This is a genomic window from Lysinibacillus sp. A1, assembly GCF_000801965.1.
GTDB lineage: Bacteria > Bacillota > Bacilli > Bacillales_A > Planococcaceae > Lysinibacillus > Lysinibacillus fusiformis.
Genome location: NZ_JSZM01000011.1, coordinates 206,874 through 228,844 on the forward strand (window position 1 = coordinate 206,874; position 21,971 = coordinate 228,844).

Consider the following 21,971-nt stretch of genomic DNA (forward strand, 5'->3'; position numbering starts at 1 on the left):
TCCTTAAAACAGGTATCTAGCAACTGAAATCGTAGCATTACCTGATTTTTTCTTTTCTAAGATGAGTGATTTGACTTGAGCATAACGCATAGCTGCAGGTTCACTGACACCATATGCCCCTGTATATTTAAAGACGGTTTCTGAAGGTGATGGGAATTCAATTTCGTTTAATTCTGTCGGTGAATAGGTAACGAACTCCCAATCATATTTTTTTGTAATATCTAGGAAGCATTGCTCATCTTTCTTCAGATCGATTGTACAAAGTGCCTTCACACTTTTTTTCGAAAGCTTAAGCTCTGCCAAGGTTTCATCAATGACTTGTTCAATCTCCTCAATAGATGTACCACGATTACAGCCCATGCCTAGAATAATTGATTTTGGTCGATAAATGACACCATTTTCAAGCAAAACCTCTTCTTCTCGTTCAATTATACGGTCCGTTATTAATAATGTTGCATGAGGTTTAGCCTCTATGGCCGCCAGTGTAGATGGATAAATTTTAATTTGCTCTGGCATTGGGGTATCACGCATCCACCAATCCCGTTCACCAGTTTCCTGTACAATAGCCACATGTTCCTCATTGACGACAGAAGCACTGACAGGCGTTAATTTATCGGCACTATCCCAAACCCAGCCAAAGCGTGCACCAAATAGATCGACAGGAATAGTCTTTTGCACATCGGAGGCTGTTGTAATAATAGGATTGGCACCAAGAGCTGCCGCTACCTCATGTGTTAGTTCATTGGCACCGCCAAGATGCCCTGACAAGACACTTATTACGTTTTCGCCTCGATCATCAATAACTACAACACCCGGATCAGTCTTTTTATCCTTTAAAATGGGTGCGATCATTCGTACAACTGCACCTAAAGAAATAATTAAAATCAAACCTTTGTATTGTTTAAATAAAGTCGGCAAAAGCAAACGCACTGTTCCGGTAAACAGTTGAATATGTTTTTCCTCCTCATCGCCCTGTTCAAATTTACTCATATAATACAAATCACTTGCTGCAAACGTTTGTTGGAGTCGACGTCCTATTTGAACACCGTGCTTTGTAATCGCTACAACCGCATATGCATGGCGCTGATCAACTTCTGGTAATATCCCCTCTTGTAACTCAATCACTTGTCTTCACACCTTTTCTAAAGCCGTGTGTAAAGGTTGCATCATATAATTTCGAGCGATATTGATCCTTATCATGAATATCAGGGTCTAGCGCCCAGCCTGCTAGAATCATCGCATGCTTACGGATGCCATTCACGCGCATTGCTTCATCCAATTCGATTAATGTCGTACGAACAATTTTTTGATCTGGCCAAGAAGCACGTTGAATCACCGCTACCGGTGTGTCATCAGCCCAACCAGCACTTTGTAGTTCTTTGACAATTTTCTTTGTGAGCGTCGCACTTAAGAATAGAGCAATTGTACAATGATGGCTTGCTAAATCACGTAATTTTTCAAATTCGGGTACAGGGGTACGCCCTTCAGCACGAGTTAAAATTAAAGTTTGTGTTAAATCAGGAATCGTTAGCTCAGCCCCAATTGCCGCTGCTGAAGCAAAAACAGAGCTAACCCCTGGAATAACTTCGTAGCCAATATCTTGCTTTTTTAAGAGTGCTACTTGTTCCATAATCGCTCCATACATGGCCGGATCACCTGTATGCATGCGAGCTACTATTTTCCCAGCATGAACCCGATCAGCCATCACAGCCACCATTTCCTCTAAATGCATACCAGCTGTTCGAATAATTTCCGCATCTGGTCGAGCTTTCGCAATGAGATCTTCACTCACTAATGAATCTGTATACATCACAACGTCTGCTGTTTGTAGCATATGTAAGCCTTTAACTGTAATTAAATCTGGATCACCAGGACCCGCGCCGACTATATAGATCTTCTTCATTATTTACGCACCACCATTAATGTTAAATATTCTAAATCGACACCATCCAACTCGCGTACATCCCAAATGACTTCTTCGTCAGATGTTACCTTTGTCACAACAGATGCTTGATCCAGTAAATCTAAATCACGAAGTACCTGTAGCATTAAATCAATTACTTTTGCTACTTTAATAAAGACCACAGCATCATGACTTTCAATAGCTTCACGCATTGCCTCATAATCATCATAGGCAGGAATGATCGCGACACGGTCATCACCATCAGCTAATGCAATGCCAAGTCGAGAAGCGGAGCCATTAAATGAAGATATCCCCGGAACCGTACGAATTTCTACATCAGGATGCATGTCCTGCATTAACTTCATCATATGGATAAACGTGCTATATAATAACGGATCACCTTCTGTAACGAAGGCTACATCCTTGCCCTCCTGTAATTTTTCATATACAAGCTCGACTGACTTTGTCCATTCACGCTCAAGGACAGCTTCATCCTTCGTCATAGGAAATACAAGACCAAGCATATCTTTTTCCTCTGGATTAATATAAACGTCTACAATACGATGAGCATAGCTCTTACTACCTCTCAGTTTTTTGGGATAAGCAATAACAGGTGACTCTTGAATCACACGAAACGCCTTCACTGTAATTAATTCTGGATCGCCAGGACCGACGCCCAAGCCATATAAAACACCTAAATTAGTCATGAATTTCTTCCTTTCGATAAGCCGAAATAATATATATTGGATTTAATGGCACAAAGCGTGTCATATCTAAGATCGGTTTACTACGCGCAAGCTGTGCCTGTAAAATATCAACCGCAAAATCACAAGCCTTAAACGCTTCCACTGCTTTATATAAATTTTCAATTGTCGCTGCATTTAAAACAATGCGACCATTTGGTTTTAAGCGGTGACAGCACAATTGTAGTAATTCGACCATTTCACCACCAGTTCCACCGATAAAAATGGCATCAGGGTCTGGGAAATGATCGAGCCCCTCTGGAGCTTTACTATGAATTGCTGTTATATCCACACGGAATTTTTGCTGATTGTGTAGACAGTTTTCTAAATCAGGTGCATTTTTTTCAACGGCGTATACTTGCCCCTCAGGTGCAAGCTTACCCGCTTCAATGGCCATAGATCCTGTACATGTACCAATATCCCAAATAACACTATCCTGTTGAAGTTGCATCGCCTGTAAGCTTAAGACACGAATTTCTTTCTTAGTAATGAGTCCTTTATCTGGTTTTCGTTGTGAAAACTCTTCATCATCAATACCGAGTGTGTAGCGTTTTGGTTTAACAGATTGTTGTAAAATAACTACGTTTAAAGGGGAAAAATGTGCAGTCTCCATTTCATCTAGCGAATACCAATCATATTTTTCATCTTCACCTTGTAGATTTTCGGCTACAAATGCACGATATTCGGTCATACCAAAATGCTTTAAATAACGTGCGAGCGCATTTGGGCTATTTTCAGCATCTGTTAATAGAGCTATTTTCTTTTTCCCATCGATGCGCTGTGCCAAGCCTTTCATAGGTCGTCCATGAATACTTGTGACATAAGCATCCTGCCAGCTTTCTCCCATTTTCGCGAAGGCTAGCTGTACGGAGCTCATATATGGATAAACCTCCAAATCTAGCTTTTTCGCTAAATAGCCTCCCACGCCGTAAAACAATGGATCTCCTGATGCGAGAATAATCGTATTTCTTGTTTCCTCTGACAATCTCTCAACAAGTGCTGAAAGACCTCCTTTGATCATGATTTTTTCCCCTGTAAAATGTGGGAAAAAATCAAGCACGCGCTCACCACCTACAAGTACCTCACAGTCTTCAATCCACTGGCGATATTGTGGGAACAAGCTTGCTAATCCGTTATCCCCGATCCCAATTAATTTCATCGATCGATGCAATGTCATCAGCCCTTCCTAATAATTGTCCCTGCATCGAATAAATCGATGTGGAAAGCGTTAAACCGCCCTTTATATGATGAATGGAGGAATAGCAGCAGGCCTCACACAAACGATGGAAAAATGATTCATATCCTTTTTCCATCATAATTTCACCGACTTGCGACGCTGTGTTGGCCTCTCGTATTTCGGTTATTGTGTCTGCATCTGCCCCTACATCTTCGGCAAGTTGTGCTAAAAAGTTAAAATCAATCGGAGCACTTTTGGAATGCACCATCATTACCCCTTGTGCCACCTTTGAAAATTTCCCCATCATCCCGACAAGGGACACTTGTTTAATACCAAGTCGCTTACAATGCTTTAAAGTAAAGCCAACAAAATCACCCATTTCAACAAAAGCTTCTTCCGGTAAATGGGGATATTGTTTCATCCCAAATTTTTCACTGCGACCACCTGTTGTCACTACTAAATGCTGACAGCCAGCTTCTTTAGCGACGCTAATGGCCTGTACAATACTAGCCATATACGCAGAACTTGAAAAAGGCACGACGGTTCCCCTTGTGCCTAAAATAGAGATGCCTCCAAGTATACCAAGACGACCATTTAACGTTTTTTTCGCAATCTCCTCACCCCTAGGTACGGAAATCACTACGTTAACCCCTCGTGTAATTTGAAATTCGTCCAATACACCTTGAACAGTGCTGTGAATCATTTTCCGTGGGACAGGGTTAATGGCTGCCTCTCCAACAGGCACTGGTAAGCCGGGCTTTGTGACACGCCCGACTCCAATCCCTCCATCTAAATGAATACCAGGTGTCTCTGCCCAGCTCACAGTACCGACGATGAGTGCCTGATGTGTGGCATCTGGGTCATCACCAGCATCTTTAATCGTTTCACAGCTGACGGCATTGTTTTCAAATAGGCATTTTTCAATGGTAAAGGTCGCATCCCTACCTATTGGCAAATGAATCGTGCTTGTTTCTTGCTCTTCATTTGTAATAAGGGCGAGTAAAGCTGCCTTTGTTACTGCAGTTGCACAGGCTCCTGTTGTATAACCGTGACGCATGTCCTTAGGATCCTTTTTTGGCTTCCGCTCCATTATTTTTTCGCCTGTTCATCCGCTAAAAGTGAAATGGCATTTAATGCGGCAACCGTCACTGTACTACCGCCTTTACGACCAACATTTGTAATGTACGGAATACCTTCAAGTTTTAGCAGCTCCTCTTTCGATTCAGCAGCAGACACGAAACCTACAGGCATACCAATAATTAAATCTGGTTTTGCTAAGCCTTCCTTAATTAAACGAATCAATTCTAGTAATGCAGTTGGGGCATTACCAATAGCATAAATACCGCCTTCATGCAATTTTGAGGCTTTTTGCATCGATATAATGGCACGCGTTGTATTTTGCTTTTTCGCTTCTACAGATACATCCTCATCCGCAATATAGCAATGTAAATCGCCACCATGTTTTTGGAAACGTTTTTTACCAGAACCACTTTCAATCATTTGCACATCCGCAATTACATGACGCCCTGCCAGAATAGACTTAACACCTGCTTCAAGTGCTCCTGGTGTAATAATAACGCTACGACCTAGCTCAAAGTCAGCAGATGCATGGATAATACGGCGCACAACCTTCCATTCATCCTCTGAAAAGTCATGCTCCCCCATTTCCTCCGCGATAATCGAGAAACTGTAATCGTAAATTTTATCTGGGTCTACTGTTAATGGTTTGAAATCTGTTTTAAAATCCATTGTTATTGCCTCCTAAAGTGTATGTTGTACAGCCTGTAACACTTCTTCAAAAGTAGAATATTGCTGGCCATATTTAATATTGGGTCTTGCAATAAGAATTGTTTCTATAGAACAAGCAAGGGCTGCCTCTAGCTTCTCGTCTACTGAGCCTACTTTGCCGCTTTCTTTGGTAATCATTAAGGTCACTCCATATTGACGGAATAATGCTTCATTTAATTCCTTTGAAAATGGGCCTTGAATGGCTACAATATCTCGCTGTGCCACACCGAGCGCCTCACATTTTTCCATATTGTCAAGTCGTGGGAGCATACGAGCAATGACTCTTGTATTTTCTAGGCCTTGTAAAACTTTCGTAAATGTAGCAAGCGTTTTACTACCTGTTGTCAGCATAATGACACCACGCTTTTCTGCTGCTAGCTGAGCTGCTTCCTCATAATCCTTCACGACTGTAATAAGTGGGTGTGCATAATGTTCATGAGCACGTTCATAGCGAATATAAGGCACTTGCGCTTTTTCAGCTGCTGCCATGGCATTTTTCGATGCCTCTTCTGCAAATGGATGAGAGGCATCTACGACCAATTGAAAGCCTTGTTCCGATATAATAGTCGCCATTTCTTCCGCTGTAAGTCGCCCTATTAAATGAGGTAAGCCAGCGTCAGCAAGACTAGAGGCTGCCGATTCCGTCACAACGGTGGCAGTTACAGCATGTCCCGTCCTTTTCAGTTCAAGGCCTAAATTCCTTGCATCACTCGTCCCTGCTAACATGAAAATCATTTTACTGGCTCCTCTTCATGATGATGGTGATGATGGTGATGATCGTGTCCATGATCATGATCGTGGTGGTGATTATGGTCATGATGGTGATCATGGTCGTGATCATGATGGTGATGATGATGTGCATGCCCATGAATAGCAGCGTAAGCCCGATAATCTTCAAGATCCTTCATACCTGTTGATGTACCATTCACCGCTTGCTCAATACGTTCTAATAGAACATTTTGTAAACGTTCATGGTAGCCAAAGTAGTTGGCAATTTGAATCTCACTTGTTGGAAATTGCTCATTGAATTTCTCACACATAACATGCATACGCTCCATTAAAATACCTGTGAATAAAAAGTAAGGAAGCATAATAATTTTTTTAGCACCTAGTTTGACACAGCGTTCAATGCCTTCTTCAACACGTGGGTCCGTTACGCCCATAAAGGCACTTTCTACGTATTTAACAGGTAGTTTTTCCCATAGCAATCGTGTAATTTTATAGAAATCTCCATTTGCATAAGGATCACTGCCTCCTCGAGCAATTAATAAAATGGCTGTGTCTTCCTGTTCTTGTTCAGTATCAAATCCAATTTCAACTAAACGATCTTGTAATATCGCAAATATTTCTTCATGAATGCCAATTGTTTGACCATATGTGAATGTGATATTCGGATAATGCTCACGAGCATGCTCGATTTCTGCTGGAATATGTAGCTTGGAATGACCTGCATGAAGTAAAATAATCGGGATGACATGTACCTCTGAAGCACCCTTTTTCACACAGTTTGTAATACCTTCTTCAATATTAGGAGAAGCAAATTCAAGGAAACATGTTTCCACTAAATATTGTTCATCAATGCGAGATTTCATTTGCTCGATAAATGTACGCACCTCATCATTTCCTGCTGCTAAACGGCTGCCATGGCCAACAAATAATATAGCTTTCATCACTTTTCTCCTCACTAGTCGCCGCACGGAGCTGGCTCTATTTTTATTTTGGAAGACATATCTTGATACGTAAAATGCAATATCTTTTTCACCCGCTTGAAGTATTTAAATAGACGTTCGTTTGGATGCGCATTGGCTTTATATTCTTCAATAATATCTGTAATTAAAGGGATTAATTGATCAGGCTCCAAACCTTCTACAACAGGCTGTGCTGCATGAGCCGTACGTCCGACTGGCTTCGCCCCAATAAAGACATCAAATTTACTTTTGCGATAAACAATCCCAATATCATCAAACACGGCTCGATAACAAGCCATCCCACAGCCATTGAAGCCAATATTTAACGTTTTCGGTAATGACATACCACCAAGCTTTTCTTGAATTTCCTCCGCATACGGAATGGAATCTGCTTTTTCACCGTAGCAAAAATCACAAGCCTTCAACGACAACACATCACCAATTGGTGCTAATAAAAAGCCTACTTCCTGTAATTTCTCAGTGATACGTTCAGGCGTTGTTGTAGGTATTTTTAAATGGATTTGATGATCTGGTGTATATTCCATTGATCCTTCTTCTCCTACGACCTCTGCTAACGTCATCATTTGCTGTGGTGTGAAAAATTTATTGGCCACGCCAGGGCTCACTGCCAATTCAAAAATTGATTCTATTTTTTGTTGTACAAGCTTTGGCGTAGCCTTGATAGCACTTGTTCCCTTTACCATTGCAAGCGCAGCTGTAGCCATTTCAAGTGCTGTTTTTTGCGGCTTTGGCATAACGGCTATACTGGGTTTATTCATTCTCCCTGCATTAGGGTCTGCCGCAAAGTCATTTCGTGCTGTTCCTGTCTCTTGATTCATCGCCCATGGCTCATTTTCTTCCCGTAAGCGTTGATGTGGACGTAATGGCTGTTTTTCCTCGCCAAGTGTATATTTACGTTGGTAGCCACGCGGTGTAATCATTTTATTATCATAGAAGAACGTAGATGAGTTTCCGATAATAACCGTTGTCAGCATACCAATATCATGTTCCAACATTTTTGCCAATGTCGTCATCGTCACTTCCTGACGTTCTCGATAGGCACTTTTTACAAGCCCTACTGGTGTGTCAGGAGAACGATATTCTAAAAGAATTCGTTGCGCTTCGACAATTTGTCTTGTACGGCGACCACTTTTAGGATTGTATAAAGCAATAACAAAATCGGCCATAGCTGCGGCTTCCACACGCTTCGCAATTAAATTCCATGGCGTAAGATGGTCACTCAAACTAATGGTACAAGCATCATGCATAATGGGTGCACCAAGTAAACTAGCACATGAATTGATAGCTGAAATACCTGGGACAATCTCCACTTCAATACCAGTTGCCTCTGTCCAGCCTAGCTCAATTAATACTTCATACACTAATCCCGCCATACCATAAACGCCCGCATCTCCACTCGAAATGACCGAAACAATACTTCCTGCCTCTGCTTGACGAACGGCCTCCTGAGCACGTGACACTTCCTCTGTCATACCTGTACTGACAATGGATTTTGCGCTGACTAAATCTTGAATCAGCTCAACATAGGTTTTATAGCCTATGATCATATCACTTTGTTGTAAAGCCTCTACTGCACGTGTCGTAATATGCTTAAAGTCTCCAGGCCCAAAGCCTACTACGAAAATTTTCCCTTTTTGCGCCATGTTTTTACCCCTCTTTCACCTTTTCAATCCCTTTAATGGCTGTCGTTTGCGCTGTTCGCTGTAATGTCCCTTCTCGAAGTGTAAAAACATGATCGTTATATAAGGATTCATGATGCAAATCCTGTACAAGTGTTCTAGCATGCTCCGTTGATGGTACACGATACCAATTCCCCTGAGGGTAAGCAATTACAACACAAGCATCCTTGCATCGTCCATTACAGCGCGTTCTTGTCGTATGTATTTCTTTATCTAGTGCGTTACGCTGTATTTCATCTCGTATAGCTTGGGTAATTTCCTCCCCACCCTTGTTCATACAGCTACTGCCATTGCAAATAAAGAGATGTGTTTTCATCCCCTCTAAATTCCACGTTGTCATCTTATATCTCCCCTCATTTGCTTTTGGAAAAAAGAAAAAACCTTTACTCTGCCGAAGAGTAAAGGTTTGTAGAAGCCAAATAAAAACGAATAGATTGAAAGACAGATCCTCGCTTTTGCTTCAACTTCTCCCTCCGAAAAGTTTGCATGCACAATCTGATAAGCAGGTTTCCTGACTTAAGCTTCATTTTACTGTCGCACCTTCCCTAGTTTGCACAGGTGGCATTGCGATTTCATCAGCTATTACAGTAGCGGGGGCTGTATTGGACTTTCACCAATTTCCCTATTATCTCGAGTTCTTCGAGCACTTATCGACGTTTTATATGAAATTTTTAATCGTATATATAATAGAAAACTGTCTTAATCATATCTTATTATTTTAAAATTTCAATATTTCTTTAAAAAATCATGACAAATTTATCAATTTCATAGGAGGGTTGAAAGCTATTAAAAAATTGAATTTGCCTTCTTTAATCCTAAAAAACGTTAGTTATCAGAATTTTCGACATTGATATTCTATTTTTAATTTTTTATAAAAAAAGTATAGCATATTTATGGAAATTCGTGATACACTTTGTCGTGAAATCTCACAACTTACTATTTTTCGGTGTAAAATGCTCGTCATTTTGCTTAAAAGGGAAGCCGGTTTAAGTCCGGCGCGGTCCCGCCACTGTAATAGGGAGCTTTATAGAACATGTCACTGTCCAATAGATGGGAAGACCTATAAAGTGTTGAACTAGAGCCAGGAGACCTGCCGAAAATAAGTGATCGTTTCAGCCTACGAGGATAGGTGTGCGGCTTAGCAGATGAAAATGTTATTTGCTTTTTTAGCTATGCACTTTTCCAACAACGGAAAAGTGCTTTTTTATTACGCACGCTACATTCTAAAAATCTATTTACAGTTTGGAGGAAGAAAATTGAAGCTGTCTTGGTGGAAATTTAGTTATTTTCTATTGGCTTTTTTAATGGTGCCAAAGCGTGCCTTCGCCATGCATATCATGGAAGGGTTTTTACCAATCGAATGGGCTATTTTTTGGTGGGCAATCTCCATCCCATTTATTATTTTAGGATTGCGCTCTATTCGTAAAACAATTGAAGAAAACCCTGAAACAAAAATGATTCTGGGGCTGTCCGGTGCGTTTGCCTTTGTCCTATCAGCCTTAAAAATCCCTTCAGTTACAGGGAGCTGCTCACATCCAACAGGAGTAGGTCTCGGGACAGTATTATTTGGACCGTTAGCGATGAGTGTCATCGGGACAATTGTTTTATTATTCCAATCTTTACTTTTAGCACATGGTGGGATCACAACATTAGGGGCTAATGCTTTTTCGATGGCTATCGTAGGCCCGTTTATCGCCTACTTTGTATTTAAAGGGGCGCAACAAATGGGGTTATCGTTTTCATTAGCTGTTTTCTTTGCGGCTATGCTTGGGGATTTAGGTACATATGTGGTGACTTCCGTTCAATTAGCACTAGCCTTCCCATCTGAAGTTGGAGGCTTTATGGCTTCCTTTACAAAGTTCGCAAGTATTTTTGCCTTAACACAAATCCCATTAGCTGTGAGTGAAGGAATATTAACAGTTATTGTCATGAACTTCTTGAAAAAATATAATATTAGCGAATTAAAATCTTTACGTGTTTTCTCTACAAAGGAGGCGCACTAATATGAAACGAAATTTATTACTTTTAGCCATCGTGGTGCTATTGGCCATTATCCCTCTTTTCGTCCAAAAAGGAGCAGAATTTGGAGGAGCCGACGGTGAAGCAGAAGCAGCCATTGGGGAAATCAATGCAGAATATGAGCCATGGTTTGATAGTTTGTGGGAACCACCTAGTGGTGAAATTGAAAGCTTATTATTCGTGCTACAAGCAGCTATTGGTGCTGGTTTTATCGGCTACTTTATTGGCTATATGCGTGGCAAGCATAAAGAAGGTTAAGGATTATGTTACTCATTGATAAGTATGCGTATCTCAATAAGCTAGCGTTCGTTCATCCGCTAGAAAAAATGATATTTTCATTAGGACTACTTTTATTCACGCTTATTATGAGAGATGAACGACTTTCACTCATTACATTTTTTGTAATGAGTGCTTTTATCATTTGGGGCGCGAAAATTCCACTAAACTATTATGCGAAGCTATTATTACTACCTGGTTTTTTCTTATTCACAAGTCTCTTATCCATCATTATTTCGATAGCGCCAGCAGCGCATACATTACCAGCCCATATGGGGGCATTTACGTATATGAACTGGACAATTTTTATTGGGAGAGCCAGTATCGCTACCGCCCAGCAACTATTCTTTATTGTACTTGGCAGTATAAGTTGCTTATATTTTTTAATTTTAACGACATCAGTACAAGGAATATGTTATGTGCTCCGACAATGGCGGCTCCCTACTTTATTAGTTGAGCTAGTAGAACTCACCTATCGTTTTATTTTTATTTTTTTAGAAAGCATGCAAAAAATTCATTTGGCCCAGCAAGCCCGGCTTGGCTACCACTCACCCATGCAATGGTTACGTTCAGTATCCATGCTAATTGCCGCGTTGTTTATTGAAATGTTTCAGCGCAGTCGAGAGCTTAATCATGCCATGCAGGCCCGTGGTGGTGAAACTGTTTATTGGCATGAAACGGGCGCCTATAGCAAAAAAAACTGGCTTGGCATGACGGCTATTTTTTTATTCCTCATCATATATGGAGGGTACTTCTCATGACAGCATTTTATTTTAAACTTAACAACTTGTCGTATGCCTATGCAGATGGTACGAAGGCTTTGACAGATATTACATTAAACATTCCAAAAGGGAAAAAAATCGCTATACTCGGTCATAATGGAGCAGGAAAATCCACTTTATTTCAGCACCTTAATGGTATTTTGAAACCAACAGCTGGGACCATTTCATTTGATGGGGAAAAGCTTCAATATACTAGAAAGGCATTAAAGGCTCTCCGCCAACAGGTTGGAATCGTCTTTCAAGATGCTGATAATCAGCTTTTTTCAGGAACTGTTAAGCAAGATATCGCCTATGGTCCAATGAATCTAGGATGGTCTACGGAAAAAATTGAAGAAAAAATAGCATGGGCTGTTGCACAAACTGAAGTGACTGAGCTACTAGATAAACCCATTCACTTTTTAAGCGTAGGGCAGAAAAAGCGTGTGGCCATGGCAGGTGTATTAGCGATGGAACCGACTGTCCTTTTATTAGATGAACCAACGGCGGGTCTTGATAGCTATTACGCTACACAAGTTTTTCAATACTTAGCCAAAGTAGAAGGCCATGAAAGAACGATTATCCTTGCGACTCACGACATTGCCCTTGCCTATGAATGGGCCGATCAAATGATTGTCATGGAGGCAGGAAAAATTATTTATAATGGTGACCCTGTCGCCTTATTTTATGAAGAAGAATTGCTAAAACGGGCACATCTTGAACGACCATGGGTATTTGACATGGCTTTGGCTCTACAAAAAAAGAAATTATGGCAAGAAAATATTTCAATTCCTCGCTCTAAGCATGACTTACTGCAATTGATTGAACAGCTATATGTAGAGGCGTAATGGTATCATCCATAAAAAGTAACGGACAGTCCGTTTTTAAATTACAGAGAAAATTTTTCCTCATTTGCGAAACTTTTCTAACGTTTAACCGTATTAGTATAGTCGAGACATATTATAGAACATCAAGGAGAGATACAATTGAAAAGTTGGTTAAAAAAATCAGTCGCTGTCGTAGCATCCGCTGCATTAATGGTTCCTGTCGCTTCAGCTTTTGCTGAGGAGACACCACAACAAAGTGCGAAGAATGTAGTAGCAAGCAATTCACAACATGCAGGTAAGAATCTTACAAATGAAGACAAATGGATGAGTAAGGATACGATTATTATCAAGCATTCTGGCCTTGATAAAAACGTACATAAAAAAATTGGATCTAAGGTCATCCGCTCCATTCCTTCATTAGGCTATGATGTGATTCAACTTAACAAAGGTGTATCCATAGAAAAAGCCGTCTCTTACTATTTAAAGCAGCAAGGGATTACAAGTGTATCCCCAAGTTATGTCTATCATTCTTTCAACAAAGAAACTGACCCAAAGAAACAAGATATGTATCATCTAAACCTCTTGCAAATGGATCAGGCACTAGCATTAGCTGGGGAACATGACGTAACAGTAGCTGTTATCGATTCTGGTGTTGATTTTAAACATCCCGATCTAAAATCTCAAGTACTCACACCTTATAATGCAGCTGCACCGGCAAATACCTCTTATCCAGGTGATCATGGAACACATGTTGCTGGGATTATTGCCGCAGCTAAAGACAATGGAATTGGTGGACATGGAATTAATCCACAAGCGAAGCTACTACCTATTGATGTCTTTAACGGAAAAGAAGGAGCAAATGATTTTATCATTGCACAAGGTATTCTGTACGCCATTGAGCAGGGTGTTGATGTCATTAATATGAGTTTAGGAGGCTATGGTGAATCCCCACTTATGCAGGATGCTGTTCAAAAAGCTATTGATAGTGGCATTACGATTGTCGCAGCGGCTGGAAATGAGTCTACGGATGAATATTCCTTCCCTGCTTCCTATGAAGGCGTAATTAGTGTTGGTTCCACGAATGATCGTAATAAACTATCAAGCTATTCGAATTATGGTCCCTCTGTCGATGTCGTGGCTCCTGGCGAAGACATTTACAGCACTGTACACGATGAAAAAAAAGGATCATCTTTTGTTAAATTTAGTGGTACTTCCATGGCATCTCCCGTGGTGGCAGGCATCGTCTCCCTACTTAAATCAAAGCATCCGAATTTAAAGCCACATGAAATTGAAGCAATTCTTGAAATAACAGCACAAGATTTAGGTAAAAAGGGTTATGACCTTACTTATGGTCATGGGCTTGTCGATCCAGTGAAAGCCTTACAGTTCGATTTAAATAAATTACCTAAACATTATTCTGAATCTAAAGAAGAGCGTATCAAAAATGCCAAAGTTCTTGCTAAAAATACATTAAATATTGAACAAGGTGTTTTCGAACAGCAAGACGAGAAAAAATGGTACAAGGTTGAGCTAGAGGCAAATGAGTATGCTCAGCTAACATTGAAAGGCGCTGATCAATACGACTATGCCTTTGATTTATACTTTTACCCTACTAATGAACAAGGTGAAGTAGAGCCTATTAAAGTTAATGATGTTCGTGTAGGAAAAAAAGAAGGTCACCTCTTTAAAGCAGACCAAAAAGGAACGCTGTTAATTGGTGTGAAAGATCATAATGGTAGTTATAGCTTAAAAGGCAAATCTACTTATATCTTTACAGCACAAACTGCGAAAAACTCGAATTTGCCAATTGATACTTTAAATAAGTCTTCCATGCAGCCTATTAAAAAGTTCCCATATAATACGGCAGGTAAAAACTATACCCTACTGTCGAAAGATCAACAAAAGGATCAAGATTATTTTACGTTTTCAGTAACAAAACCAACAACATTGAAGTTTGATTTATCTGGAATTCCAGGTGTTACTGCATCTATGGATCTTTACTTAAAAGAGGATTTCAATCCGATCCCACCAGAAGAGGTGAAGCAAGCTAAAAAAGAGGAAAATGAAGAAGAGGAAGCCTTCCCTATTCAAAGTTCTTACGGTGCAGCTAAAGGTGAAGCAGTTAGCATGATCATCGATGCAGTACCAGATCAAGAATACATTTTAAGTGTATCTAATGAAAGTAATAGCGAGTTTTCTATGGAGATGTTTTTCAGTGGTGGCATTGAAAAAGAGGAAACAGTCAGTGAGTCTATGATTCCATACACATTAAAAGGTGAGGTTGTTACGCTCCCACCCGATGAGGATGGACTACCTTTAGAGGAAGGCATGTACGATGAAAATATCTCTGTCGACCAATTACCAATAACGTCAAGTACAACAAAAAAGCGGAATGAAATTGAAGGCATGATGAGTATGCTCATGAATTCCTTTACAACGGACAATTTAGAAAATGTTGATCCGATTATTAAGCAAGCTATTCGCTTCAACATTGGTGAGGATCAAAAAGCTTATTTCCAAACAGAATATGATGAGGACTACTTCTTATTTAAAACAAAGGAAGATGCCCTTTATAGTTTTAGCTTTAACAAAGGTGCTGGCCAAATGCCTGCTGGTACTGTCTTTGAATACGATGAAAAAGCAAATGAACTAATTCCTGTTTCGTCCTTAACCAATGATTTGGGTTTACTTTCATTGCTTCTTGGCTCAGCCGGTAATGAAAACGATGCAAAGGTGATGGCATTGAAAAAGGACAAAACATATGTAGTAGCCGTTGTAAATGCTGGGGAACGTTCTATTGAGCCATATACGTTGAAAACAAGTAAAATCGGTGATATTCCAAAAGATTATAATCCTGATAATTATGAAGAAGCAAAAGCTCTAAAAATTCAACCAGGTACAACTTATAAAGATCATCTAATTTACCAAGACGATGAGGATTACTACTATTATAAGCAAGACGGTAATGATGAAATTATGAGTTTATTAATTTCCTCTGTTCCATTTACCAATGAACAATTAAATCAATTACCAAAAGAGTTACAGAAGGACTTGAAATTTGCAGGATCGATTATTGAAGATACAAATGGTAATATGAAAATTGATCCGAAAGAAATGGAGACCGCTATTCCATTTGGACTGAGCGATAATATTCTTGAGATACTCCTTGGCATGGTAGGAACGACTGACGTAAATACATCCTTTAAGGCTAAAAAGGATCGAGGTTACTTTATTCAAGTCAATAGCACAGGGCTTGGCCAACTGTCCATTCAGCCCTACACATTGACGATGTTCGACCATAAACGAGCAGACGAAGATGCAGATTCCCAATTAGTGAATGGTGTACCAACCAAACCATTAGCCCTGAAGAAAGAAGACGACAAATGGATAGCTACTCACTATTTAAATGCGGGTATACCATTTGGTGATAAGGATTATTTTGAATTTAACAACGTCCAAAAACGTGATGTCTTCTTCTCACTTCAAACAGAAAAAGCACTAGATGGTGTAATTCGAGTGATAGATGCAAACGGAAAAACAGTCAAAACTTTAGATCTTTACGGAGCTGGAGATGCTGAGGTAGGTACAATTGAACTGGATGCAGGTAAATACTATATTGAAGTTAGTGAATATTATGGCCAAGCAAGTACACAGCCATATACGTTAGAAATTAAATAATATCAATAAAATCCCCTAGATAACGGAATATCTAGGGGATTTTTATACATTTAAGCATCTTTATTCTAAACTAAAATGCTTATTACATAAAATATTTGACATAATTACAGTATTCATCTTGCTTCATATGAAGCTTTTCATACAGCTTACGTGCATTCACATTATCAGCTGCTGTTTGCAGTGTCACATAACGAGCATATTGTTGCTCACAATATTGAAAAACTTTTTCCATCAATGCCTTGCCCACCCCTAGGCCTCTAGCATCTTCCGTGACATAAATATCGTTCAAAATATAGGCACGCTGTAACGCTATGGAAGAAAACGTTGGATATAATTGTGTAAATCCAACCATCTTGCCATCTACTTGCGCCATAAAAATGACCGACTCTTTAAGGGCCATTCGTAATTGTAAAAATGCCTTAGCGCTACTTACGTCCGATTCAATGCCATAAAACTGACGATATTCATCAAATAGCTTTGTTAACTCTTCTAGTTCGTTCATCGATGCTTGCACTATTTCCATTCTTGTCTCCCCTTGTGTCTTCCCATGATTGTTTCTACCATTATAAAGCTAGTTTTATTATATAGGAAAAAATGGCACAAAGAAAAGAATACTCCTCTCCATCGAGAGAAGTTCTACTTTTTTTCATTTAAATATGCAGCGACATCTTTCACGATATGCTGCCAGTTTAGTTCCTTCCGCGCATCGGCTTGTAGCTGAAGACAAGTATTTTCTAACAATGCTTCCTGGTGTGCGACTTGCTGCAACGTCCGAGCAATACTTTCCCAATCATGTGTTGGATGAATACGTCCAAAGCGTTGTTGTTGGGTAATATCAGCAGCCCCATCCACATCGGTTGTCACAATATAACAACCGTTTTTAGCCGCTTCTGCAAAAACATGTGCAAAGCATTCAACCGTAGATGTTAAGCAAAAGATTTTTGCCTTACGATACTCCTCCTCTAGCTGCATCTTGTCTGAAATTGGCCCTACCATTGTGACTTGCGCAGGATAAGGATGACTATCCAGTAATTGTTTTATTTCCTGCTGAAACGATTCAGACATAGGTCCTACCAAACGAAGCTCCCAGTCTGTCAGCTGTGCTGCTAGAAAGGCTTTTATTGTAAAAATGGTCTGCTTCTCTGGTGCATCTAATCGGCCCACTGATAGAATTTTATTTTCTTTCTCATGAAATTGCACGGGCTCTGTGTGAAAATACTCATAAAAGCCATTTGGGATATGTTGAACATCTAATTGTGAAAACTCTCGAATGTCAGTTTGAATCGATACACATTCGGAGGTCAGAAGATCACAAAGCTGTAGCAATTCTAGAAAGTATGGATAGGTTTTTAATCGACTTAACCAAAATCGATTAACATCTAACTTCATATAAACTTTGCCATTAGGATTGAACTGCTTATATGTTTGAAGAATGGAAAGATAGGATGGGTATGGTCCTATAGCAAATACAAGATCAATGTTTTTGGCATGCTTCACTAAATAAGCATTCATATTGGCAACATAATCAATCCCTATTGGAACCTGCTCAAATTTAACAGCCGGAAAAGATTGTTGCAGAAGGGTTTCATTCATCTCTGTCGTCACTATACTAACTTCATAGCCTAAATGCTCCCCTAGTAAAATAGGCACAAGACATAGATCTTTGAAAATGTGGGCATCGGAAAGTTTAGCTGATTCCACGCTACAAATAAATGCGATCCTTTTTGTCATCGAATCCCTCTTTCTTAAAAAGCGCTCTTTCCTAGTTTATGCCCACACCTGTCAAACGTGTATAACTTAGTAAAATGTCACCACCCTCTCCATAGTTCTCTAGCAAAAATAAAGGCAATCCATAAAATTACTCTCTTAAAAAACTTATGCTAGCAAGCAATTGCCTACAATAGCCCTCTATTCACGCATATTGTAATAAAGAATCTGTTCCGTAAACATAAAGATCTAAACTACTTAATCAGGATGGAGGGATAAAATGAAAATAAGCTTTTTATCACCTACTTATAATAGCGAAGAATGGATCCTAACAATGCTTGACAGTATTCCTAAAGAATATGCCTATGAAATTATTGTTGTAGATGACGGCTCCACCGACAAGACGTTGGCCATTTTACAGGACTATCAAAAAAACTGTACAGCGTTAAAAATCATCGTTCACCCAACGAATCTAGGTGCAAGCGTTGCCTATAACCGATGCATCGCTGAAGCAACAGGTGATTATATTGCCATCATCGATAGTGATGACCACTATTTACCTGCCATCCGCAATGTATTAGCACAGGTGGATGGTGAATTTGATATTTACTATTACAATATGATCATTAAGAATGGCTATGCGTTTATTAAGGATGAATCCAATCGTTATTCCTTGCCAGGACAATTTAAAATCATACGAAGAAGCTTTATCGGGGATGCGAAATTTACTATACGTAAGGATATTGCAGGAGATTGGGATTTTAATTGTGCGCTCATGGACAAAAATCCAACCAGTAAATATACCCATGAATACGCTTATTGGTACAACTATCCACGAGAAAACTCAGAATGCGATTTGCATGAAAGAGGATTGAAGTAACATCATGAACGGACCTAAGCATGTGGGAGGTGTAACAAGCCAGACAATGTTTAAAGATAAAACTTTACTGATTACTGGAGGAACAGGATCCTTTGGTAATGCGGTACTAAATCGATTTTTAACTACGGATATTAAGGAAATACGGATTTTTTCAAGGGATGAAAAAAAGCAAGATGATATGCGAAAGCTTTATCAAAACTCTAAAATTAAATTTTATATCGGGGATGTACGTGATTTACAAAGCCTTCACCCTGCGATGTATAACGTAGATTATGTGTTCCATGCTGCGGCCCTCAAGCAAGTTCCCTCTTGTGAATTTTTCCCTTTAGAGGCTGTTAAAACAAATATCTTAGGAACAGATAATGTTTTAACTGCGGCGATTCAAGCTGGCGTTAAAAAGATTATTTGTCTATCAACAGATAAAGCGGCATACCCTGTCAATGCGATGGGAATATCCAAGGCGATGATGGAGAAAACATTTATTGCTAAATCACGGATGGTCGACCCAAAGCAAACATTGATCTGTGGCACACGATACGGGAATGTAATGGCTTCAAGAGGCTCAGTCATACCACTTTTCATCGAACAAATAAAAGCTGGTAAACCTTTAACTATTACCGATCCAAATATGACTCGTTTTATGATGAGCCTTGAGGAAGCAGTCGAATTGGTGTTGTATGCATTCTCACATGCGCAAAATGGCGATATTATGGTGCAAAAATCCCCCGCTGCTACGATCGAGAATTTAGCACAAGCTCTCCTTGAAATTTTTCAAATGAATAATGCGATTCACATTATTGGCACACGGCATGGGGAGAAACGGTATGAAGTATTATGTACAAAGGAAGAAGCAGCAAAAGCCATAGATTTAGGTAATTTTTATCGAATCCCAGCAGATAATCGAGATTTGAATTATGGAAAATACCTGGATGAAGGCTCTCCTAAAATTACCTTATCGGATGAATATAATTCCAATAATACACAAATGTTAAACGTGATGGCTATTAAAGAAAAATTACTAACCTTATCTCTCATTCAAGAAGAGCTTCTCCATTGGACTGGAGGAACACCATGAAATTTTTAGTGCTCGGCGCTTCTGGCATGGCGGGTCATACCATTTCTATCTACTTACGGGAGCAAGGATATGATGTGACAACGTATACGAGAACTGCTTTCGCATATGGAAATAATATTACGGGTGATATTACAGATTTGAACTTTTTACGCTCACTTCTTCAAGACCATCAGTATGACATTGTCATTAATTGTATCGGTATGTTAAATAAAGCATGTGAGGAAAATCCTGAGAAGAGTATTTTCTTGAATAGTTATTTACCACATGCTATCGTATCTCTCCTTGAAAATCGCCAGACGAAGCTTATTCATATGAGTACCGATTGTGTATTTTCAGGTGAAAACGCACCCTATTATGAAAATAGTGTACAGGACGGAACTACCTTCTATGACCGTACAAAGGGTTTAGGCGAAATTGATCATACCAAGCATTTAACATTCCGTAATTCGATTATTGGCCCTGATTTGAAAATGGATGGAATTGGGCTTTTCAATTGGTTTATGCACCAAAAAGGTCCGATTCACGGCTATACTGGTGCTATTTGGACGGGGGTCACAACCCTCACACTAGCGAAAGCCATGGAGCAAGCGGCCCAGGAAGAAATAACTGGACTCTATCATCTTGTCAATACATCGCCTATATCCAAATACGATTTGCTTCTGTTATTGAATAAGCACTTTATGGACCATACAATAAAAATTACTCCAGATCAGCTTATTGATGTTAATAAAACATTAATAAATACTAGAAACGATTTTTCCTTTTCGGTCCCTAGCTATGAAGAAATGATAATTGACATGAAGGAATGGATTTTGCAGCATAAGGATTTATATCCTCACTATATTTCTTAAAACTCCAACTCTATTACGAGTATTGTTACTCATAATGGAGTTTTTCTATTGAATAACTGTGCCCACTGGCAATTGTCCTTCCTTGATCCAATTCTCTACAAAACGATTGAAAAATGCAGGCTGGGCTAATGATACTCCATGCCCTATGTTGTTCAACATGATTCCTTTTGCATTTGGATGGCTTTGTACAAGCACTTGTGCAGATTTTTTCATTATTTTTTTCTCTTGATTGCCAACAGTAATTAAAATATGCCCCTGTGCATTGTGGAAATTTCGTGGGATTGAAAACGTCATATTTTCTTGTAAAACCTGAATTAATGCATCGTATGTCATCTTAGAGCTATCATGATAATAGCGGTCAAAATAGCGATTATCGATGTATAAGGTTTTCGCTTGAAGCTTTGCGAATGTTTTATTTTTGATAAGCGGGAATGATAGTCGGAGAAACGGCCGAATCATCCATGCTGTAGTAGGAGAAGGGATAACAAGAGCACTATTAATAATCGAAAAGTGGATTAAATTAGGCTTTATGCTTAACATTTGTATGGCAATTTGAGCCCCTAATGAAAAGCCAATAACAATTACCAGCTTGCCATTCGCCTTTTCCTCTAAGAGCTGTATGAGATGTTGTGCACATTGCTCTATAGAAAATGAATGATCGGACACAAGCTCAGGCACTATACAGTGATAATTGGAGAAGTGCTGAATTTGTTGTTCCCACATCCACCCTCCAACACCACCCCCATGAAGAAACATCATCACTGGACCGTCGAAATGGCCATACTCTTTATATTGCATAATGGATACATGCACCTACTTTCTTTACTATTTAGCTTCTCAAAAACTTGTTTGAGATTGATTGAATGTCTGGTTCTTTGTATTTCCTGGGCAATTGTTAACG

At 39.5% G+C, this 21,971-nt stretch carries 21 protein-coding genes and 2 riboswitches; of the genes, 8 read left to right on the top strand and 13 right to left on the bottom strand.

The window, feature by feature from the left end:
• Window positions 1-3: 3 nt before the first annotated feature.
• From PI85_RS08780 to PI85_RS08825, 10 genes are read right to left on the bottom strand one after another with little or no spacing between them, the layout of a single operon-like run.
• Window positions 4-1,125, bottom strand: a complete 1,122-nt coding sequence (locus PI85_RS08780) for a cobalt-precorrin 5A hydrolase (RefSeq protein ID WP_036126814.1) — start codon at window positions 1,123-1,125, stop codon at window positions 4-6.
• Window positions 1,118-1,903, bottom strand: a complete 786-nt coding sequence (gene cobM / locus PI85_RS08785; RefSeq protein ID WP_025116158.1) for a precorrin-4 C(11)-methyltransferase — start codon at window positions 1,901-1,903, stop codon at window positions 1,118-1,120. Before cobM ends, PI85_RS08780 begins: the two co-directional genes overlap by 8 nt.
• Window positions 1,903-2,610: a precorrin-2 C(20)-methyltransferase gene (gene cobI / locus PI85_RS08790; protein WP_036126816.1), complete on the bottom strand. Its 708-nt coding sequence runs from the start codon at window positions 2,608-2,610 to the stop codon at window positions 1,903-1,905. Before cobI ends, cobM begins: the two co-directional genes overlap by 1 nt.
• Complete coding sequence (locus PI85_RS08795; protein WP_036126819.1) at window positions 2,603-3,823, bottom strand: bifunctional cobalt-precorrin-7 (C(5))-methyltransferase/cobalt-precorrin-6B (C(15))-methyltransferase; 1,221 nt, start codon at window positions 3,821-3,823, stop codon at window positions 2,603-2,605. Before PI85_RS08795 ends, cobI begins: the two co-directional genes overlap by 8 nt.
• On the bottom strand, window positions 3,780-4,913 hold the full coding sequence (locus tag PI85_RS08800) for a cobalt-precorrin-5B (C(1))-methyltransferase (protein ID WP_036126820.1): 1,134 nt from the start codon (window positions 4,911-4,913) through the stop codon (window positions 3,780-3,782). Before PI85_RS08800 ends, PI85_RS08795 begins: the two co-directional genes overlap by 44 nt.
• Complete coding sequence (locus PI85_RS08805; protein WP_008178269.1) at window positions 4,913-5,572, bottom strand: precorrin-8X methylmutase; 660 nt, start codon at window positions 5,570-5,572, stop codon at window positions 4,913-4,915. Before PI85_RS08805 ends, PI85_RS08800 begins: the two co-directional genes overlap by 1 nt.
• A gap of 12 nt (window positions 5,573-5,584) precedes the next feature.
• The gene (gene cobK / locus PI85_RS08810; protein WP_036126822.1) at window positions 5,585-6,346 is read right to left on the bottom strand and encodes a precorrin-6A reductase; all 762 of its coding nucleotides are present in this window, start codon (window positions 6,344-6,346) and stop codon (window positions 5,585-5,587) included.
• Window positions 6,343-7,281 carry a sirohydrochlorin chelatase gene (locus PI85_RS08815; RefSeq protein WP_036126825.1) on the bottom strand — a complete coding sequence of 313 codons (939 nt, stop codon included), beginning with the start codon at window positions 7,279-7,281 and terminating at the stop codon, window positions 6,343-6,345. Before PI85_RS08815 ends, cobK begins: the two co-directional genes overlap by 4 nt.
• Window positions 7,282-7,295: 14 nt before the next feature.
• Window positions 7,296-8,963 carry a precorrin-3B C(17)-methyltransferase gene (cobJ, locus tag PI85_RS08820; RefSeq protein ID WP_036126827.1) on the bottom strand — a complete coding sequence of 556 codons (1,668 nt, stop codon included), beginning with the start codon at window positions 8,961-8,963 and terminating at the stop codon, window positions 7,296-7,298.
• Window positions 8,964-8,967: 4 nt separating this feature from the next.
• Window positions 8,968-9,339, bottom strand: coding sequence for a ferredoxin (locus tag PI85_RS08825; RefSeq protein WP_036126829.1), 372 nt, complete (start codon window positions 9,337-9,339; stop codon window positions 8,968-8,970).
• A 143-nt stretch (window positions 9,340-9,482) separates the two neighbouring features.
• A riboswitch (cobalamin riboswitch) is annotated at window positions 9,483-9,665 on the bottom strand.
• A gap of 261 nt (window positions 9,666-9,926) precedes the next feature.
• Window positions 9,927-10,112: riboswitch (cobalamin riboswitch) on the top strand.
• A gap of 143 nt (window positions 10,113-10,255) precedes the next feature.
• Between PI85_RS08825 and PI85_RS08830 the strand changes: the two genes are divergently transcribed.
• The 5 genes from PI85_RS08830 (at window position 10,256) to PI85_RS08850 (ending at window position 16,557) form a co-directional block, all read left to right on the top strand.
• Window positions 10,256-11,002 carry an energy-coupling factor ABC transporter permease gene (locus PI85_RS08830; RefSeq protein ID WP_036128087.1) on the top strand — a complete coding sequence of 249 codons (747 nt, stop codon included), beginning with the start codon at window positions 10,256-10,258 and terminating at the stop codon, window positions 11,000-11,002.
• A 1-nt stretch (window position 11,003) separates the two neighbouring features.
• Complete coding sequence (locus PI85_RS08835; protein ID WP_008178258.1) at window positions 11,004-11,276, top strand: energy-coupling factor ABC transporter substrate-binding protein; 273 nt, start codon at window positions 11,004-11,006, stop codon at window positions 11,274-11,276.
• Between the two features lie 5 nt (window positions 11,277-11,281).
• The gene (cbiQ, locus tag PI85_RS08840) at window positions 11,282-12,055 is read left to right on the top strand and encodes a cobalt ECF transporter T component CbiQ (RefSeq protein WP_036126833.1); all 774 of its coding nucleotides are present in this window, start codon (window positions 11,282-11,284) and stop codon (window positions 12,053-12,055) included.
• Entirely contained in the window at window positions 12,052-12,900 is an 849-nt protein-coding gene (locus PI85_RS08845; protein WP_036126834.1) for an energy-coupling factor ABC transporter ATP-binding protein, read from the top strand. Before cbiQ ends, PI85_RS08845 begins: the two co-directional genes overlap by 4 nt.
• Window positions 12,901-13,038: 138 nt before the next feature.
• Entirely contained in the window at window positions 13,039-16,557 is a 3,519-nt protein-coding gene (locus tag PI85_RS08850) for a S8 family peptidase (protein WP_036126836.1), read from the top strand.
• An 82-nt stretch (window positions 16,558-16,639) separates the two neighbouring features.
• On the opposite strand, the gene PI85_RS08855 is transcribed toward PI85_RS08850, so the two are convergent.
• Both PI85_RS08855 and PI85_RS08860 read right to left on the bottom strand, forming a co-directional pair.
• Entirely contained in the window at window positions 16,640-17,080 is a 441-nt protein-coding gene (locus PI85_RS08855; RefSeq protein WP_036126839.1) for a GNAT family N-acetyltransferase, read from the bottom strand.
• 113 nt (window positions 17,081-17,193) lie between these two features.
• Complete coding sequence (locus tag PI85_RS08860; RefSeq protein ID WP_036126841.1) at window positions 17,194-18,288, bottom strand: glycosyltransferase; 1,095 nt, start codon at window positions 18,286-18,288, stop codon at window positions 17,194-17,196.
• Between the two features lie 256 nt (window positions 18,289-18,544).
• Here PI85_RS08860 and PI85_RS08865 point away from each other — a divergent pair, with 256 nt between their 5' ends.
• From PI85_RS08865 to PI85_RS08875, 3 genes are read left to right on the top strand one after another with little or no spacing between them, the layout of a single operon-like run.
• Window positions 18,545-19,144 carry a glycosyltransferase family 2 protein gene (locus PI85_RS08865; RefSeq protein ID WP_008178244.1) on the top strand — a complete coding sequence of 200 codons (600 nt, stop codon included), beginning with the start codon at window positions 18,545-18,547 and terminating at the stop codon, window positions 19,142-19,144.
• 46 nt (window positions 19,145-19,190) lie between these two features.
• Entirely contained in the window at window positions 19,191-20,219 is a 1,029-nt protein-coding gene (locus tag PI85_RS08870; RefSeq protein ID WP_036128091.1) for a polysaccharide biosynthesis protein, read from the top strand.
• Window positions 20,216-21,070, top strand: coding sequence for a sugar nucleotide-binding protein (locus tag PI85_RS08875; protein WP_036126843.1), 855 nt, complete (start codon window positions 20,216-20,218; stop codon window positions 21,068-21,070). The genes PI85_RS08870 and PI85_RS08875 overlap by 4 nt, the downstream gene beginning before the upstream one ends.
• A 45-nt stretch (window positions 21,071-21,115) precedes the next feature.
• Here PI85_RS08875 and PI85_RS08880 read toward each other — a convergent pair whose 3' ends face one another.
• The gene (locus tag PI85_RS08880; RefSeq protein WP_036126847.1) at window positions 21,116-21,868 is read right to left on the bottom strand and encodes an alpha/beta fold hydrolase; all 753 of its coding nucleotides are present in this window, start codon (window positions 21,866-21,868) and stop codon (window positions 21,116-21,118) included.
• Between the last annotated feature and the right edge of the window lie 103 nt (window positions 21,869-21,971).